Source organism: Pectinatus frisingensis (assembly GCF_015732285.1).
Classification (GTDB): domain Bacteria; phylum Bacillota; class Negativicutes; order Selenomonadales; family Selenomonadaceae; genus Pectinatus; species Pectinatus frisingensis.
Genome location: NZ_WIQU01000053.1, coordinates 48,963 through 67,143, shown reverse-complemented (window position 1 = coordinate 67,143; position 18,181 = coordinate 48,963). Strand labels below are relative to the sequence as shown.

Sequence of the window (18,181 nt, the reverse complement as noted above, 5' to 3'; positions counted from 1 at the left end):
TTTCGTTTGCTGCATTTTTTATTTTCATTGTTTTACTTTATTATTCCCATGCGTTTTTGAATTATCCTGAGTGGTATTGTAAGCACCAGGTTAAACAATAAAATCATAATTATGAGCAAGGCACCAATACCATCAGCAATCAAGCCTCTGTCCGGTACCAGGCCTACCGACATCAAATACCATAAATGCACTGCTAAAGTCTCACCGGCAGCCATTACATCAGTATCAAACATATACCTTGATACTGTCGTACCGGCTGTAAAAATCAAAATAGCTGTTTCACCTAATGCACGTCCGGCAGTCAAAATGATCCCGGTAATAATCCCCGCTAGTGCTGATGGCAACACTACTTTATAAATTGTCTGCCACTTAGTGGCTCCTATTGCCAAACTGGCTTCACGATAAGCCTGCGGTACAAGTTTTATAGATTCTTCCGTAACTCTTACTAAAAGCGGTAAGTTCAAAAGTACCAAAGTAAAAGTACCGCTCAATATGCTGAATCCCAATCCGGCCATATTGACAAACACGATCATACCAAAAAGTCCCAGTACTATTGATGGTACTGTAGCAAGACTTTCCGTACTGAGCCTGATAATTTTTGTCACGACATTGTTTCTGGCATATTCAGCCAAATAAATACCGGCTCCCAAAGCAACAGGTACAGAAATCAGCAATGATAAAAACAGCATATAAAATGAATTGAACAATTGTGCGCCTACACCGCCACCTGCTAATATATCACTTGATTTGCCGAATATAAAATGCACCGAGAGCACCGGCACTCCCTTGTATAAAATGTACCCCAAGAATACACACAACAGCGCAATGATGAAAAATCCGGTCAGCCATAATATCAGCATAGCTATTTTATTTATCAATCTGGCACTCATCAGGCATACCTCCTGGCACTGATACGCTTTATCAGCAAAATCATCAACAATGAAACCACAAGCAAAACCAGAGCCATCAAAAACAATGCGTTTCCCCATGGTGAACCAAAGGGAGTATTGCCCATTTCAATGACAATATCACTGGTTAAGGTTGCTGTCGGTGTAAATAAGCTTTTCGGTAAAAGCGGTGTATTACCAATTACCATCTGCACAGCCATTGTCTCTCCCACTGCCCTGGCCATTGCCAGCACAACTGCCGTCAGTATTCCCGGTGCGGCTGCAGGTACAACGACTTTATATAAAGTCTGCCAATAAGTTGCCCCCAATGCTAAAGATGCCTCTTCTAAAGGTTTTGGCACCCCATCCAAAGCATCTTCACTAATGCTTATTATCGTTGGTAAAATCATCACAGACAATATTACCGCTGTCACAAAAATACCATAGCCCATATTGACATCAAATAAATTTCTTACTAATGGTATAAGCACAGTAAGACCAATATAACCATAAACCACCGATGGTATCGCCACATATAAATCAACAGCCGGACGCATAATATTTCTGAGTTTACGCGGTGCTATCTTGGACATAAATACAGCGCCCAAAAGCCCCAAAGGTGTCCCAATAACTATCGCCAGCATTGTTACTGCCACAGAGCCCAATATAAAACTCAATGCCCCATATTTATTGATTGACGGATTCCATTTATCAGTCAAAAAAAATTCAATAGGGCTGACATCATGAAATGTCATCAGCCCCTGTTTTCCGACAAAAAATATTATGGAAAAAATTATTATGGTCATCAATGCTGCGCAGGCGATAAACAAATACCGCACATAACGGTCATATATTAATTTTCGTTGATGATTAAAATCTTTTTCCATGTTTTTACCTTTGCAATGATTTTCTATAATTATTTTTTCATTTTGCTTATCGGGATAAATCCTAATTTTTCTACCTGTGAATTTTGGAATTCATCGCCCATTACATAATCAATAAAAGCTTTTACAGCATCTTTAGGTTCACCTTTTGTGTACATATGTTCATAACCGAAGATAGGATATTTACCATCAATAACCGCCTGAGCTGAATATGCCACACCATCAAGTGAGAAAGTTTTTACACTTTTATCAGCATAAGCGGCATCTACATATCCTATTGCTCCTGGCGTAGTTGCCACACCTTTTAACACAGCTCCGTTAGAATCCTGAATAGAGGCATTATCAGTAAATTCTTGTCCTTTCAATATAGTGGCCGTAATAATTGCACGGGAACCGGATGACTTAGCGCGGTGGATAATTGTGATTGGTTGATCGTCACCGCCGACATCTTTCCAATTGGTTATCTTACCGGTAAAAATATCAGATGCCTGCTGTATTGTAAGATTAGCTACTTTATTTTCAGTGTTGGTTATCAAAACAAACGGTGCCACAGCGACTTTATGATCAACCAAGCCTTTATCCTTGTACTGATCCGGTAAATCAACATCTGAATCACCGATATCAACCGCACCTTCGGCTACCTGATTCATTCCAGTGAAAGAACCGCCGCCAGCAATATTTACAGTAACCTTATCATGAGCCTTTTCAAATGCTTCCTGTGCCGGTTTAAGCATCGGCAGCAAGGCAGTTGACCCGGAAGCCGTTACTTTTCCTTCCAGTGCCGACGCTGCTTTATCTCCGCTGCCCGACGCCGCTTTATCAGCCCCACAGCCTGCAAGCAACATTGTTCCTAATACCATTGTTCCCAATAAAGCTAATAATTTTTTCTTTCCGCTAAATAGCATCCTAAACCCTCCAAATAAATTTAATTAAATTTAAAACCGACCAGATAATTCTTATCGGCATCTAACCTGATTTATTCCCTGTTACTCATTTTGCAGAACTATATCCTTTATGTTTCAAATTCATTTTAACGTATATTTCAATACTGCTTGTTATGCATTTGTTAATATTATGTTAACTATCGCGATATTTGCATTTATCAATAGGATATTCAGGAAATTTAGCGAAAGTTATACTTTGAATTCATTTTAATTAATTTAGTATGGAGAGTTTATATGAAAATTTTAGTTGTCGATGACGAAGCTCCGATTCGTGAATTACTGTCTTTTAATCTAAAAAAGAATGGTTATACAGTGTTGACCGCTGCAGACGGATTTAGTGCCATTGAGCTGGCCCAGCAAAACGACATTGCACTTATTCTGCTGGATATCATGCTGCCGCAAATCGATGGTTTTGAAGTGTGCCGCCGCCTGAAACAGAATAAAAACACCTCTAAAATCCCAATTATAATGATAACAGCTAAAGACGAAGAAATAGACAAGGTACTTGGCCTTGAACTGGGCGCTGATGACTACACGACCAAACCTTTCAGTATGCGTGAGCTTATAGCCCGAATCAAAGCTGTACTGCGACGCAGTAACACTCATCAACAATCTTCCGATGGTGAATTGATCCTGGGGCATTTAAAAATTGATTTTAATGGCTATGCCGCTTATCTTGATGATGAACAGCTGATGCTGACACCCAAGGAATACGATCTATTAAAATTATTTATAACCAATGAAGGAAAAGCTTTTTCGCGTGATGAACTGTTAGAAAAAGTATGGGGTTATGAATACTACGGTGACACGCGAACTGTTGATGTCCATGTCCGTCACCTGCGTGCCAAACTGCAATCAGCACCTGATATATGCGACGGCATAAAAACCGTACGTGGAGTCGGTTATCGATTTACCAGACAAAATTATAAAAAATAACACTCCCGAATATCCTTATATAACATCTGTTATCGTTTATTTACTGCACTAATTTTAACGAGGTGATTTTTATGTATGCAATAATAGACATTGGCTCCAACACAATACGCCTGGTCATTTACAAGGCAGAAAACAACTCGTATACCGTCTTACTAAATAAAAAAGAAATGGCTGCGCTGGCCTCTTACGTTCATGACAATATGATGAGTGGAGCCGGTATTGACAAGGCTTGTCATGCTTTGACGACTTTTAAAAAGATTGTCAATGAACTAAATATAAACAATGTATATGCATTTGCAACCGCTGCTTTGCGAAATGTAGCTAATAGTAATCAAGCCGTACAGGAAATAGAATACCGCACCGGTCTTAAAATAGATGTAATCAGCGGCAGAACAGAAGCCACTCTTGATTTTATCGGTATAGCCGGCACGGCAGCACTAAAAAGCGGTCTGATGATCGATATTGGCGGTGCCAGCACTGAACTGGTCGCTTATGAAAATATGAAAATAAAACAGGCCGTCAGTCTGCCATTGGGGTCGCTTAGTGCTTATAATAAATATACCAATCATTTTTTCCCCAATAAAGACGAACGGAAAAAAATCAGCAGCAAAATCTTATCTTTACTGGAAGCAGAAAAACAAATTAACTTTGCTGCCGAATACCAAAATATCTGTGGAGTCGGTGGGACTATCCGTGCAGCTAAAAAACTATATAACCAGATATTTAGTCTCAGTCCGCAAAATAACACGATGCAAGCTAAATATATCAACAACATCATCAAACCGTTTTTAAGCAAGAAGAACAAAAATCATATTGACCGCAGTTCACTTGATACTCTATTGGATATAGTTCCTGAACGAATACGTACTATTCTGCCCGGTACAATTATATTGGAAGCTCTGGTCGAACATTTCACAGCGCAAAATATATTTGTAAGCCAGGCAGGTGTACGGGAAGGTTATCTGTCAAAAATAGTTCTAAAAGAATTTGATGACATCGAGGTGTGATATATGGTAAAAAAATTTTATCCGACATATACACAAAATCGTGAACTATCATGGTTAAAATTCAATGAACGGGTATTGGAAGAAGCCTCTGATGAAACAGTACCGCTTTGCGAACGGCTGAATTTTTTATCAATATTCAACAGCAATTTAGATGAATTTTACATGATACGCGTTGGCAGCCTGTATGATTTATCTCTGGAAGACAAAGTTAAATTTGACAATAAAAGTTTCTTAACTCCCGCACAGCAACTTGACAAAATATTCTCAGCAACACGCTTATTATATAAAAAACGCGATGCCTTGTTTATCAAACTGGAACGAATTTGCAAGACTGCCGGTATACAGCATAAAACCGCTGCCAGACTCGGTAAACTGGAACAAATTTTTATTGAAAAATATTTCAGTATGCAGGTAATGCCATTACTTTCCCCATTGGTGATAAACATTCGCCATCCTTTTCCCCATTTAATCAACAAAGCACTGTATGTCACAGCCATTTTAAGAGAAAAAAAATCTTACATACTTGGAATTATTCCAGTACCAAAAAACTTACCAAAATTATTGTATCTGCCGGGCAAAAAAATAAAATATATTCTAATGGAAGATGTCATTCAATATTTTGCCAAAAAAATTTTTGATATGTACACCATAGAAAACACCGCAGTCATCAGTGTCACAAGAAACGCCGATATAAGTCTCGATGACGAGGACTTTGAATTGGGAGAAGATTATCTCCAGCATGCTCGTAAAAGCCTGAGAAGGCGGGCTAGGCTTGCCGCTGTACGATTAGAATTAAACGGAAATACTACTCCCTTTATGGTAGATTTTCTGGCAAAACATTTAAAAATAAAAAAGGCACAAATCTTTCATTGCCGGGCACCGATAAATATTACTTATTTGACATTACTGCAACATAAACTGTCAGCGTCATCAGGTTCAACTTATCCGGCATTCAATCCATCTGAAAAATGCGCCGTTCCAGAAAAGTGCCGCATGATTGATTATATAAGTGAACATGATTTACTTTTAAACTATCCTTATCAAAGTTTTGATTTATTTTTACAATTATTAAAAGAAGCTGTTTATGATGAAACTGTTTTTGCTATAAAAATTACTATTTACCGCATCGGCGGTCAAAAAACAAAATTAATCCGACTGTTAAGCATCGCTGCTGAACTCGGCAAAGACGTCACCGTACTAATGGAACTGCGGGCCCGTTTTGATGAGGCTAACAATATAAATTGGGCTGAACTGCTGCAAGATGCCGGCTGTAAAGTAATTTACGGCATGGAAGGTTTTAAGGTACATGGGAAAATATGCCTTATAATGCGTCGTCAAAGCGATAAAATTGAATACATCACTCAAATAGGCACCGGCAATTATAATGAGCAAACGGCTAAAGCGTATACAGATCTTGCTTTTTTCACTGCTTCGGAAGGTATCGGTCTGGATGCTGTACAATTTTTTCAAAATATGGGCACCGATAATTTATATGGCAGCTACAAACACTTTCTAGCAGCCCCGAACGGTCTTAAAAGCGGTCTTTTAGCTCTAATCAAGCATGAACAGCTGCAGGCTGCACAAGGTAAGTCCGCACATATTCTGCTAAAGATAAATTCCCTGACTGACCGTGAACTCATCGATGCACTGGCAGCGGCATCACAAACCGGTGTAGAAATAAAAATGATCATTCGCGGCATTTGCTGTTTAAAGCCTGGTATAGCCGGCAAAACAGAAAATATCAAGGTAAGGAGCATTGTCGGGCGGTTCTTAGAACATTCCCGCGTTTTTTGTTTCGGCAGCGATGCAGACATTAAAATTTATATTTCTTCTGCCGATTGGATGACCAGAAATACTGAACATCGGGTAGAATTAGCCTGCCCCATATATGACAAGTCACTGAAAGAAAGCATTTATAAAAATTTATTGATAATGTGGCAGGACACAGTTAAGGGGCGATCATTGGATACCGACGGCAATTATCAGAAAATTATCAGTAAAACCGCCCCATTCGACAGTCAGGCTTTTTTCCTGCAACAAAACAATACACTTCAGCAGTCAGATAGTTTTACAAAAAATTAACATTCAGCTAACAATGATATCGTTATTATATGCTATATTTACGAGGAAGACATGTCCAGGAGGTACTACAATGCAGTATAAAATGCAGGCCAAAAATCTAAATCTATATTATGGCAGTAAGCAGGCTTTATATAATATTTCACTTGATGTACCGTCTAATATGGTCGTTGCACTTATCGGTCCGTCAGGCTGCGGTAAGTCGACTTTTTTAAAAACTCTCAATCGCATGAATGATTTAATTGACAGTGTCCATATTGACGGTGACGTATATCTGGATGGCAATGACATCTATGCACCTGATAACGACGTTGTTTATCTGCGTAAGCGCGTCGGGATGGTATTCCAGCGTCCTAATCCTTTTCCTATGTCCATTTATGAAAACATTGCTTACGGGCCACGCATCCACGGACTGAACAGTAAGGCCAAATTAAATGAAATTGTTGAGCGCAGTCTGCATAATGCCGCTCTTTGGGATGAAGTAAAGGACCGGCTTAATGATTCTGCTATGGGAATGTCCGGCGGCCAGCAGCAACGACTTTGCATAGCCCGCGTTCTTGCAGTCGAACCGGAAGTCATTTTGATGGATGAACCCTGCTCTGCACTTGATCCTATTTCCACAATGAAAATAGAAGAACTAGTTACTGAATTAAAAAAGAAATACACTATTGTAATGGTCACACACAATATGCAGCAGGCAGCACGTGTATCTGACTATACGGCATTTTTTCTCAACGGTAAATTAATCGAGCATGATGTCACCGATGTAATCTTTACCAATCCGTCGGACAAGCAAACTGAAGACTATATATCCGGTCGTTTCGGCTAAGAAGGGAATGTAAACTATGGATCAACAAATGACACGCAAAGCCTATACCGAAGATTTACTAAAAATACAAAAAAAAATAGTCGATATGGGAACGACAGCCTCAGCAGCGGCTCGGGATTCAATTAAGGCGTTATTGAATTTTGACAAGGATCTTGCTGCCCAGGTAATGAACAACGATGACATAATCGACAAATTACTTATTGATATTGAAGATTCCTGCATACTGCTGATTGCTAAACAGCAGCCTATAGCTCACGATTTACGAATAATAGCCACCTCCTTTAAAATATCCACTGACTTGGAACGTATTGGTGATCATGCTTTTGACATAGCCAGAATCACCAGTAATTTAAAAAAGCCTTTTAATTTCAATAAATCTTACATAAAAGAATTATCTGATTGTGCCGTCACGATGATCAACATGTCGATCCAAGCTTATAAAGATGGTGATGTTAGTCTGGCCGAACAGGTTTGTCATGAGGATGATAATGCTGATTCACTTTTTGCCAAAACTCTGACTGAAATATCAAATTATACCAGTGTTGAATCACTACCGGAACTGGTATTCATCTCACGTTATTTGGAAAGAATTGGTGATCATGCTACAAATATTGCTGAATGGGTCATTTATCTCGAAACGGCCGAACGCATCCGCAAAACAAAAAAAATCAAATAACCGTTATCTTCAGTGCAAGGAGCTGTCGCATGAAGGGTATTAACCTCATCAGATACTGCTGCCGCCGTTATACGGTTATCCCCTGCCAAAGGGGATAAAGTCAACGGGATAGTGTATGCTTATGAATGAAAACACCTGCATGTGGCAGCTTTTTTTTTATGAAAATATTATCTATCTGTATTGTTCCAACCATTCAGTCCATATCGCTGCTTTTCAGTCCGTATCGCTGCTTTATTGAGACAAAAAGTATTTTTAAAAATTTACAATTTATCCATACAAATCTCTCTTTACAAAATCTATCACTTTTATAACGACAAGATTTGCGTTATATTATAATAAATATTCTTAGAGAGGATTCTCATTATGCTAAAATCAAGTATCAGCCGGCGGCTTACACTTTATTCACTGGTATTAGTAATTTTACCTCTGTTGATTTGCAGTATCTATATTGTCAATTATTTCTATCAAATAAATATCACAGACAGAACTACTTCTTTAGAAAATCAAGCCAAAACTATTGCCGACATTTCACAAAAATACTTTACCGATCCTGACGATGATGGTGTCGCTTTACTGCATTCAGTCAGTGATGACACAGGCCTGCGCATCACCCTGATAAACAGCATTGGCACTGTTATATATGATTCTTCTTATGATATCGAATCAATGGACAATCATGAAGACCGCACTGAAATACAAGACGCACTAAATACCGGACTCGGTTCTTCCATACGTTTCAGCCAGACTTTGCAGAAAAATCTTCTTTATGTCGCTATTCCTGTCTACAATAAGGGTGTATTAGTTGGGGTATGCCGGACGGCTATGAGTATTGCACCTTTGGAAAAATCTTATAATGACATGAAAAATAATATCTTATTCATATTTTTAATTGTCACCATTGCTGCTATCAGTATCGGTGTATTTTTAACCCGCCGCTTTATTCAACCAATAAAACAAATGACCAATGACGCCCAAAAAATAATCAATGGTGATTTAAATACCCGGCTGCATATCACAACCGGTGACGAATTAGAATTCCTCGCAGTCACAATAAATAAACTTACCAGTCGACTGCTTCGCAAAATTAATGATTCTCAAGCAAAAGCCCATACTTTGTCCCTGATTCTCGACAATATGGATAATGCCGTGATTTTATTAAATGAAAAAGGTCTCATTATTCAGGCTAATAAACAAGCTCAAAAAACTTTTGCCATAACATCAGACATCATAAATACTTACAGCATCAATTGTATCGGCAGTACCATCATCAGTGATACCGCTAAAAATTGTGCCCGTGAAAACCAAAATAAGAAAACCACTTTCCGAATCAGGCTAGGTATTACTGAAAAAACATTTATTGCTTTTTTTGCCCCATTTGCCATAGAAGACCGACAAAATATTGTTTGTGTTTTCCATGATATATCATTGCTGCAGGAAATAACCGACCGACAGAATAGTTTTGTTGCCAATGCTGCTCATGAGCTTTCAACACCGCTCACTTCAATAAAAGGATTCAGTGAAACTCTGCTTGACGAAAATTCAAACAGCAGTGAAACAACGCAGCATTTTCTAAAAATTATTTATGATGAAAGCTGTCGTATGCAATATCTGGTAAAAAATCTGCTGCAACTGGCAAAATTAAACAGCCATGACTATCGAAAACAAATTGTCACAACTAATATCGACAGTCTGACTGCTTTAGCTAAGGCCGGCAAAACTATGACTCCATTATTAGGAAAAAAACAACAACATTTGAATACAGATTTTCCTGACAAAACAATATTGATAAAAGCTAATCCTGATCTATTTGCACAGATCTTTATCAATTTGATGGAAAATGCAATAAAATATACTCCAATTGCGGGAAACATTTATCTTTCCTGTAAAATCGAAAAAAACACTGCCGTATTTACCATAAAAGATACCGGTATAGGCATTGATAAATCAGAACTTCCATTTATTTTCGATCGGTTTTACCGTAGTGACAAATCTCGTGTACGCCAGGATATCGGAGGTTCAGGCATTGGTCTTTCATTAGTACGGTTTCTTGTGGAACTATTCGACGGCAAAATATTTGTTGCCAGTGAACCAAGACAGGGAACCACATTTACAATAAAATTCCCATTACAGCACGCTGATAATTAACTGCCGTCCTATTTTGGCTGCTGAAACATTCCCCCCCATGTTTTTTCCAGCATTTCTAAGCGAAAACGGGCATTAGCCGGACTTGTTGAAGGCATAGGCAAAAAAGTATAGCTATTATCCTGCAAAAGCCGTTTATTGTATTTTTTAAAGCATTGATAGGATTTCCCTCCATTGAAGCACACTGTCCGTATTGCCGGATACTTTCGCAAAAAACCGTTGAAATCATTGGGAATTTCATTTTCTATAGCGGAATCCAGACTTCCCTCTCGTCTGCAGGAAGCGATGGCATCCCACAGCGCAATACGATTATCCTGCAGCATCTTTATCTTTTCATCATAGTTTGTTGGAGCATTATTATAACCGATCAAATTTGCCATTAAACGCCAAAATCTATTCTGCGGATGAGCATAATATTGCTGCTGTTTTAATGAAACTACACTGGGCATGGAACCTAAAATCAATATTTGAGCATTTTTATTTACTATCGGCTTAAACCCTAAACATTTATCCATATATTTCTCCTTGCTTAACATCTGTATATACTATTATATTACCATTTGGGAAAAAATATCATTTACATAAATTATTTGGGCATGTCAGTAAACATCTGTTATCAGATAAATTTACGGACTGTTTTTATAGGGTCAAATAATTTAACGACAATGCTTGATTATACTCGATTTTATGTCCATTAGCTCAATTTATCGACTGCTTTATTGAAATTTAAAAAACTTTCTTATAAAATTTGCAATTTTTAGAGGAAAAATTCAAATATATATGATAAAATAGTCTATAAATCAATCATAATTTTTTAAAAAGGACAGGGATAATATGAACAAAACAGAATTGATCACTGAAGTGGCTCAGAAAATGGATACCACCAAAAAAGATGCTGAATTAGCAGTAACTGCCGTTTTCGCAGCAATTAGCGAATCACTTGTCAGCGGTAACAATGTACAGCTCATCGGTTTCGGAACATTCGAAGCAAAGACACGCGCGGCAAGAAAAGGCCGCAATCCTCAGACTGGTGCCGAAATCAAGATTCCTGCATCAAAAACTGCAACTTTTAAAATTGGTAAGAACCTTAAAGAAAAAATGAATGTTGCCCCAAAAAGAAAAAAAGCAAAAAAATAATTAACATTCCATACCAAAAAGGGTTGTCGCACGTATCCATTTTCATTCATAAATATGTAATACTTCACTTTCTTTGTCCACTTTTAAAAAGCGGGGAGCCGCTATGCAGTGGTGAATTGCATTTTTATGAGGTCAATGCTGTTCATGCGACAGCTTTTTTTTATTTTCTTTATAATATAGTATCGGTAAGTAAGTATTAAAAAGGTAATTACTTTACCAATAGCTTATATCGTTGTATTATCAAATCACAATAATATTTAGGATGTGATTATATGAATAATACCATTGAAACTATGAAACAACATCGTTCAATACGCAGTTATCTTAATAAACCAATAGCTGACGAAGTCTTAGATCAAGTACTGCAAGCCGCACAGGCTATGCCCACTTCGATAAATGGGCAGCAGTGTTCAATTATTGTAGTAAAAAATACTGCCAAAAAGCAAAAGATTGCCAAACTGGCTGCCAATCAGCAATGGATTGGCAAAGCCCCGGTATTTCTTGTTTTTACAGCTGATTTTTACCGCTCAAGTATCGCCTGTGAAAAAAATGGGCAAAAGCAAATCATCCAGGAAAGTCTTGAAGGTACTTTGGTAGGCGCTATCGATGTTGGTATCGCACTAGGAGCTGCTATTGTTGCTGCTGAATCGCTGGATCTGGGTATTGTCCCCATCGGTGCCATAAGGAATAATCCTGCTGAGATGATAGAACTTCTTGAACTTCCCAAATATACTTATCCGATAGTCGGGCTGGCTATCGGCTATCCGGCAGATAAATCTGCCATAAAACCAAGATTACCATTTAAGACATTTATTCACAAAGAAAGTTATGATTCACATAATGTCAGAACAGTCATTGATGAATACGATAAAACAATGGAAAAATATTATCGGCAGCGTGGCGACAAAGATACTAACTGGAGCCGGCAGATAGCCGATATTTACAAACAAGTATATTTTCCGGCTGTGTATCCGACAATGAAAGCTCAGGGATTTCTCAACAATAAATAATTATCTCTGTTTTTCTTGTTATATTTTTTAATCATTGCTTTAATTATCAGTAAAACACCCCAAATATATGAAAGCTGTAAACCAGCCAGAAAATTTGGGGTGTTTTATTGTATGATATTTTTATATAGACAAACTAGATAATTTTTACTACTCCCTTCCACGCAAAAAACTTCTGCCAATATGTCGACAGAAATTCTGTAACTCTTAATCTTTGTCATGGATACGAAAACTGTTGTCAGATTTCACTACTGAAAAATTCTTTCATTTGATTTTTACATGGACATAAATCAAATGGTTTCTATTTCATCGGCAGCAAAAATAACTCCTGACCTGTCAAAAACAGCCTATCCATATGACCGATTATTTATATTCCCGGAAAAATTACAATGCACTACTGGTTTATCACGTTCACCATAACCATATTTAATTACAGGGGGAGCATGATAAACCACACCACCAAAGGAATAGAAAATACTGATAAAATAGTGGTCATAAAACTTCCCTTTGCCAACAGTGAACTGTCCCCGCCATATTGATTGCAAAGCATTACGAGATTACTGGCAACGGGCATTCCGGCAACAATGACAGAAACCCCCAATATCATTTGATCAGTAATAAAAAGACCAAACAACAGCCGTATTACTAATGGTAGAAACAGCAATTTCACAATGCTCATTAAATATAAATGCTTAATGTTGAAGATAGATTGCACCGAAGTGGCAGCAAGCGTTGAGCCGATTACAATCATGGCTAGCGGTGTAGTGGTCTGTCCTATCATGCCGACAGCTTTACATACTGTGAATGGCAGATCTATATGCAAAAAATAAATCAATATGCCTAATAATGAACCAATTACAGCAGCGTTTAATGTATCTTTCAAGGCAAATTTCTTTTCGGCCGCACCATGACTGACTAAATAAGTACCATAAGTAAATACAGCCATATTATAAACAAAAATAAAAATTGATAAATAAAAAATGGCTTTATTCCCATATACGGCCTGCACTACGGGAATTCCTATGAAACCGACATTGGAAAATGTCAGCATGGCTTCATAAAGCTTTGCTTGAGGCGCTTTTATGCCGAATGCAAAACAGCATAATTTAGAAAGTAAAGGTAACGTAAAATAAAGCACAATAGCGGCACCAAATACCCACGGTACTGCGGCCTGTGATTCGTCGTGCTGCATGTTGACCACAGAATCGATAATGATAGCCGGACACATTATGCTTATAATTAACTTGGAGAGATATTTATTGGATATTTCATTCATAACACCGGTTTTAAAACAAACAAAACCAAGCAATGTCAGCAATGTCAAAATTATCATTTGATCTATAATTTGCAGCATGTCAGCGATGCTCCTTATTAGTATTCAGTATACAATAAAGAATACTGATAAACCCTTGTGGTGTCAAGAAAAATTATTTATAAAACAACTCAAAAATAAAAAAAATATATCATTGACAAGTGTATTTGTGCATAGTATACTTATCACAATAAAATGAACAAAGACGTTCTGGTAGATTTACTATCAGGGCGTTTTTTTTATTATTTCAATTACACTAAAGAAAGGGTGGGAGAAAATTGTTTAATTTGTTCAATATGCATAATTCTGGCACGACTGAATTAAATACCAGTGAATTTAATACTGTTATTGATGTAAAAAATGTGTTTAAGACGTTTAAAAAATTGCATGTTCTTCAAGAGGTCGACCTTTCTGTAAAAAAAGGTGAAGTTGTGACTATAATAGGTCCGTCAGGAGCAGGAAAAAGTACACTTCTGCGCTGCATAAATCAATTGGAAAGTATCGATAATGGAGATATTTGCTATAATGGCCGTTCAATAATGGATAAATCTTCCGATATCGATACTATTCGTCAAAAGATAGGTATGGTTTTTCAGCATTTTAATTTATTTCCACATCTTACAGTTATGGAAAATATTACACTGGCACCAATAAATTTATTAAAAATGTCTAAAAAAAATGCGGCAGAAATCGGCATGTCACTTTTGAATAAAGTAGGCTTAGCAGAAAAAAAAGATGCATATCCCAGCCAGTTGTCAGGCGGACAAAAACAGCGTATCGCCATTGCCCGTTCATTGGCAATGAATCCTGATGTAATGCTGTTTGATGAACCTACGTCAGCACTAGATCCCGAAATGGTCGGAGAAGTACTGCAGGTCATGAAAGATCTGGCTAAAACTGGCATGACAATGATCATTGTGAGCCACGAAATGGGATTTACGCGTGAAGTAGCCTCCAATGTGGTTTTTATGGATTCTGGCAGAATAATCGAAAAAGGCAGTCCCAATTATATATTTAACAGCAGTGACAATAAACGTGTAAGATCTTTTTTACAAAAAGTAATTTAAGTTAAATGTTGTTAACTTTTTTTTACCGGCCTTCTGTATTCGGAGTTCGAGATTCTGTATACAATAAATAAAGAGGTGGAGAAATGTCAATTTTAGATGTGTTTTTTAAATACAGTGATATGTTTTGGGCTGGAACAAAAATGACTATCAGCATATCGTTTTTTTCGATTATAGGTGGTCTTATTATCGGTATAATTTTGGCACTGATGAAAATCAGTAAGGTCAGAGGCCTTCGCTGGATATCTAATGCTTATGTTGAATTAATCCGGGGAACACCGGTTTTAGTCCAAATTGCTATCGCTTTTTTTGGCTTGCCAATGCTGGGCATTAATTTACCATCGATTGATATAGGCGGGGTGAGCATTGATCGAATGCTTTCCGGTATAATGGCTCTTACAATTAATACCAGTGCATATATTTGTGAAATAGTGCGCAGCGGAATACAGTCAGTTGAAAGGGGACAAATGGAGGCAGCAAGATCACTTGGTTTTAATGGTCATTCTGCAATGCGCCTGGTCGTATTACCGCAGGCAATAAAAAATATACTGCCCGCATTGGGAAATGAATTTGTAACAATAATCAAGACATCATCACAGGTTTCCGTGATTGGCATGGCCGATCTTATGTACACTGCCAATACGATACAAGGAATAAGTTTTCAGCCGATGCAGCCATTGATTATAGTTGCAGCTATTTATTTCATGATAACATTTACTATTTCTTATGGCGTCAGATTTATGGAAGGATATATGAGTAAAAGCAATTAATATTTATAATTTTACCAATAAACAAAAACAGGGGTGAATGGTATGAAAGTCAAATTGAAAAAAATGGTATTTGGTATTATGGCAATGCTGCTGGCAACATTTATGCTTATCGGCTGTGGTGGCAGCGACGGCAATACCGGAAGCAGTTCCGGCGAGCAAACGACAAACAAAACAAGCGGCTTGATGCAATCAATCAAAGATAAAGGCGTTCTTGTCGTAGGTACGGCATCTGGTTATCCACCATATGAATTTGTCGATACAGCCAGCAGTGATCATCATGTGGCGGGGATTGACATGGCTCTGGCTAAAGCTATTGCCGATAAATTAGGCGTAAAATTAAAAATCGAAGATATGAGCTTTGATGCTCTTTTATCTTCATTGACCGCAGGAAAAGTTGATTTAGCCATTGCCGGTATAAACCCGACTGATGAAAGAAAAAAGACTGTCGATTTTTCTGATATATATTTGACCTCACATCAAAAATTGCTGATAAGAAAAGCAGACGCTGCTAAGTTTAAAACATTAGATGATTTTAATGGAAAAACAGTAGGTGCGGAAAAAAACACTACGCAGGAAAAACTGGCTAAATCCGAAATGCCAAATTCTTCTTTGGTAGCATTGGATAAAGTCCCAAGCCTTGTACTTGAATTAACTAATAAAAAAATTGACGGTATTGTTGTTGAAAGTATCGTGGCACAGCAATATCTGACCGCTAATCCTGATCTGGCTTTCAGTGATGCGGCATTCAAAAACGACAATAAAGATACGGCACTTGCCGTGACAAAAGGTAATGATGACCTATTAAAAATAATAAATGAAGTTATCAAAGAAAATAAAAATAATGACAATTTTAATAAATGGATCGAGGAATACAGTAAGCTTGCCAATTCTAATGCACAATAACGATGGCAGCATCGATTCAAAACCAATTTGATCAACAACTTGCTAAAAATAAACTACAGATGGGAAGTATAAATATGTTCGTCAAAAATTCCAGCGGAGTATTAAAAAAGGTCTTGATGTGTCGCCCGACATATTTGCAGGCAGCACCAATAAACGAGATTGCCGTACAGTGGTCGCATACAAAATTGAACCGTGTTATAATGGAAAATGAATATTCTGCATTACTTAAAGCTTATGAAAACAATGGTGTAGAGGTAGTTGCATTGGATGCAGATGCCGAACGTCCTAATGCTGTTTTTTCACGTGATTTTGGCTGCTGCCTGCGTGAGGGATATGTTTTAGGTAATTTTAAAGAACCAATTAGATTTCTTGAAAAAGAAGCATACCGCAGAAAAATGGAGGAAATAGGCCTGCCTTTGATTGTGGAAGTAAAAAATGGTTTATTTGAAGGCGGCGATTTCTCATTTTTAGACGATAATACGCTGGCAATCGGTATGATAGCTCGTACCAATACCAAAGGCATAGAAGAAATTCGTAATGGCATCAGCAAATATGGTTATAAAATAATACCTGTCCCATGTGATGCCGCTTATCTGCATTTGGACCTGCTATTTAATCTGGTTGACGAAAAACTGGCATTGGTTTATAAAAAAGCTCTGCCGGAAGATTTTTTGAAAATATTAAAACAAAAAGGAATTGAAACAATTGATATCCCAGATGAAAGAGTATTTCAGCTGGGATGCAATGTAGAAGCTTTAGGAAATAAAAAAGTCATATCATTAAAAAGTAACGAATATGTGAATACGCAGCTGGATAAACACGGAATAAATGTTATTGAAGTCGATATAACCGAAATCGTAAAAGCCGGTGGCGGACCACATTGTATGACGTTTCCTCTAAGCAGAGAATAAACAATTATGGGGGAACTATGATGTCCAAACTGGCAACGGTCAAAAAAACTAAAAAGCTTTCTGATCAGGCTTATGAAATTATAAAGCGGGCTATTATAAAAAATGAACTTAAACCTGGAGAAATATTGGCAGAGGAAAAACTTGCCGAACAACTTGAAATTAGCCGAACACCGATAAAATCTGCGTTGATAAAGCTCGTCCATGAAAATATTGCTACAGTCAACGTCAATAACAGCATAGTAGTTTCCAATATAACTGCCCATGATGTACAGCAGGTGACCCAGGTTCGCCGTTGTCTGGAAGAATTAGCCGTATCACTTTTAGAAAATAATATAACAAAAAAACAGATCAATGAGCTAAAAAAAATCGATGAAAAAAAATGTGAAGCTGCTGCAGAAAATAATTTTGAAGAATATATCGAAATGGATTATTTATTTCATATTAAAATTGCCCGGTGCACAAAAAATAATTTTTTAGCTGAAACAGTAGAATGGGTAAATACTATTATTAAACGATACCTGATATTATCCGGAACACTGTCAAAATACTGCCAAGTTGCAAGCCAGGAACATAAAGATGTACTAGAGGCAATCGAAGCGGGTAATTTTGAGACAGCAATTCAGGCAATGTCACATCATTTGACCAACGTCGATCGCCGTATGCTCATACATTAATCTACTCAAAGGCAGTTGA

At 37.5% G+C, this 18,181-nt stretch carries 18 protein-coding genes; 13 read left to right on the top strand and 5 right to left on the bottom strand.

Translation table 11 applies throughout. The annotated features are described in order from the left end of the window. Positions 1–32: 32 nt before the first annotated feature. From pstA to I6751_RS09710, 3 genes are read right to left on the bottom strand one after another with little or no spacing between them, the layout of a single operon-like run. Entirely contained in the window at positions 33–890 is an 858-nt protein-coding gene (gene pstA, locus I6751_RS09720; protein WP_196590685.1) for a phosphate ABC transporter permease PstA, read from the bottom strand. Beyond that, positions 890–1,774: a phosphate ABC transporter permease subunit PstC gene (gene pstC, locus I6751_RS09715; RefSeq protein WP_182188032.1), complete on the bottom strand. Its 885-nt coding sequence runs from the start codon at positions 1,772–1,774 to the stop codon at positions 890–892. Before pstC ends, pstA begins: the two co-directional genes overlap by 1 nt. A 29-nt stretch (positions 1,775–1,803) precedes the next feature. Then, the gene (locus tag I6751_RS09710; protein ID WP_182188031.1) at positions 1,804–2,676 is read right to left on the bottom strand and encodes a phosphate ABC transporter substrate-binding protein; all 873 of its coding nucleotides are present in this window, start codon (positions 2,674–2,676) and stop codon (positions 1,804–1,806) included. 273 nt (positions 2,677–2,949) lie between these two features. On the opposite strand from I6751_RS09710, the gene I6751_RS09705 reads away from it, so the two are divergent. The 6 genes from I6751_RS09705 (at position 2,950) to I6751_RS09680 (ending at position 10,387) form a co-directional block, all read left to right on the top strand. Continuing rightward, entirely contained in the window at positions 2,950–3,651 is a 702-nt protein-coding gene (locus I6751_RS09705) for a response regulator transcription factor (RefSeq protein ID WP_182188030.1), read from the top strand. A 71-nt stretch (positions 3,652–3,722) separates the two neighbouring features. Next, positions 3,723–4,658 carry a Ppx/GppA phosphatase family protein gene (locus I6751_RS09700; protein WP_196590684.1) on the top strand — a complete coding sequence of 312 codons (936 nt, stop codon included), beginning with the start codon at positions 3,723–3,725 and terminating at the stop codon, positions 4,656–4,658. A 3-nt stretch (positions 4,659–4,661) separates the two neighbouring features. Then, positions 4,662–6,740 (top strand): polyphosphate kinase 1, encoded by a 2,079-nt coding sequence (gene ppk1 / locus I6751_RS09695; protein WP_196590683.1) that lies wholly within the window; start codon positions 4,662–4,664, stop codon positions 6,738–6,740. Positions 6,741–6,810: 70 nt separating this feature from the next. Then, on the top strand, positions 6,811–7,566 hold the full coding sequence (pstB, locus tag I6751_RS09690) for a phosphate ABC transporter ATP-binding protein PstB (RefSeq protein ID WP_182188027.1): 756 nt from the start codon (positions 6,811–6,813) through the stop codon (positions 7,564–7,566). Positions 7,567–7,582: 16 nt separating this feature from the next. Further along, positions 7,583–8,242, top strand: a complete 660-nt coding sequence (gene phoU / locus I6751_RS09685; RefSeq protein WP_196590682.1) for a phosphate signaling complex protein PhoU — start codon at positions 7,583–7,585, stop codon at positions 8,240–8,242. Between the two features lie 363 nt (positions 8,243–8,605). Next, entirely contained in the window at positions 8,606–10,387 is a 1,782-nt protein-coding gene (locus I6751_RS09680; protein WP_196590681.1) for an ATP-binding protein, read from the top strand. Between the two features lie 8 nt (positions 10,388–10,395). On the opposite strand, the gene I6751_RS09675 is transcribed toward I6751_RS09680, so the two are convergent. Beyond that, the gene (locus I6751_RS09675) at positions 10,396–10,899 is read right to left on the bottom strand and encodes a DNA-deoxyinosine glycosylase (RefSeq protein ID WP_196590680.1); all 504 of its coding nucleotides are present in this window, start codon (positions 10,897–10,899) and stop codon (positions 10,396–10,398) included. A gap of 319 nt (positions 10,900–11,218) precedes the next feature. Here I6751_RS09675 and I6751_RS09670 point away from each other — a divergent pair, with 319 nt between their 5' ends. Further along, positions 11,219–11,521: an HU family DNA-binding protein gene (locus I6751_RS09670; protein WP_196590679.1), complete on the top strand. Its 303-nt coding sequence runs from the start codon at positions 11,219–11,221 to the stop codon at positions 11,519–11,521. A 272-nt stretch (positions 11,522–11,793) separates the two neighbouring features. Beyond that, positions 11,794–12,531, top strand: a complete 738-nt coding sequence (locus I6751_RS09665; RefSeq protein WP_196590678.1) for an NADPH-dependent oxidoreductase — start codon at positions 11,794–11,796, stop codon at positions 12,529–12,531. Between the two features lie 427 nt (positions 12,532–12,958). On the opposite strand, the gene I6751_RS09660 is transcribed toward I6751_RS09665, so the two are convergent. Then, positions 12,959–13,882, bottom strand: a complete 924-nt coding sequence (locus I6751_RS09660; protein ID WP_196590676.1) for an AEC family transporter — start codon at positions 13,880–13,882, stop codon at positions 12,959–12,961. Positions 13,883–14,136: 254 nt separating this feature from the next. Between I6751_RS09660 and I6751_RS09655 the strand changes: the two genes are divergently transcribed. From I6751_RS09655 to I6751_RS09635, 5 genes are all read left to right on the top strand, one after another. Beyond that, complete coding sequence (locus I6751_RS09655) at positions 14,137–14,907, top strand: amino acid ABC transporter ATP-binding protein (protein ID WP_196590734.1); 771 nt, start codon at positions 14,137–14,139, stop codon at positions 14,905–14,907. Between the two features lie 83 nt (positions 14,908–14,990). After that, positions 14,991–15,674: an amino acid ABC transporter permease gene (locus I6751_RS09650; RefSeq protein ID WP_196590675.1), complete on the top strand. Its 684-nt coding sequence runs from the start codon at positions 14,991–14,993 to the stop codon at positions 15,672–15,674. Between the two features lie 42 nt (positions 15,675–15,716). Further along, a complete protein-coding gene (locus I6751_RS09645) occupies positions 15,717–16,577 on the top strand; it encodes a transporter substrate-binding domain-containing protein (protein ID WP_196590674.1) in 861 nt (286 codons plus the stop codon). A 74-nt stretch (positions 16,578–16,651) separates the two neighbouring features. Beyond that, positions 16,652–17,488, top strand: a complete 837-nt coding sequence (locus I6751_RS09640) for a dimethylarginine dimethylaminohydrolase family protein (RefSeq protein WP_196595384.1) — start codon at positions 16,652–16,654, stop codon at positions 17,486–17,488. 17 nt (positions 17,489–17,505) lie between these two features. Then, positions 17,506–18,162, top strand: coding sequence for a GntR family transcriptional regulator (locus tag I6751_RS09635; RefSeq protein WP_196590672.1), 657 nt, complete (start codon positions 17,506–17,508; stop codon positions 18,160–18,162). Positions 18,163–18,181 lie beyond the last annotated feature (19 nt).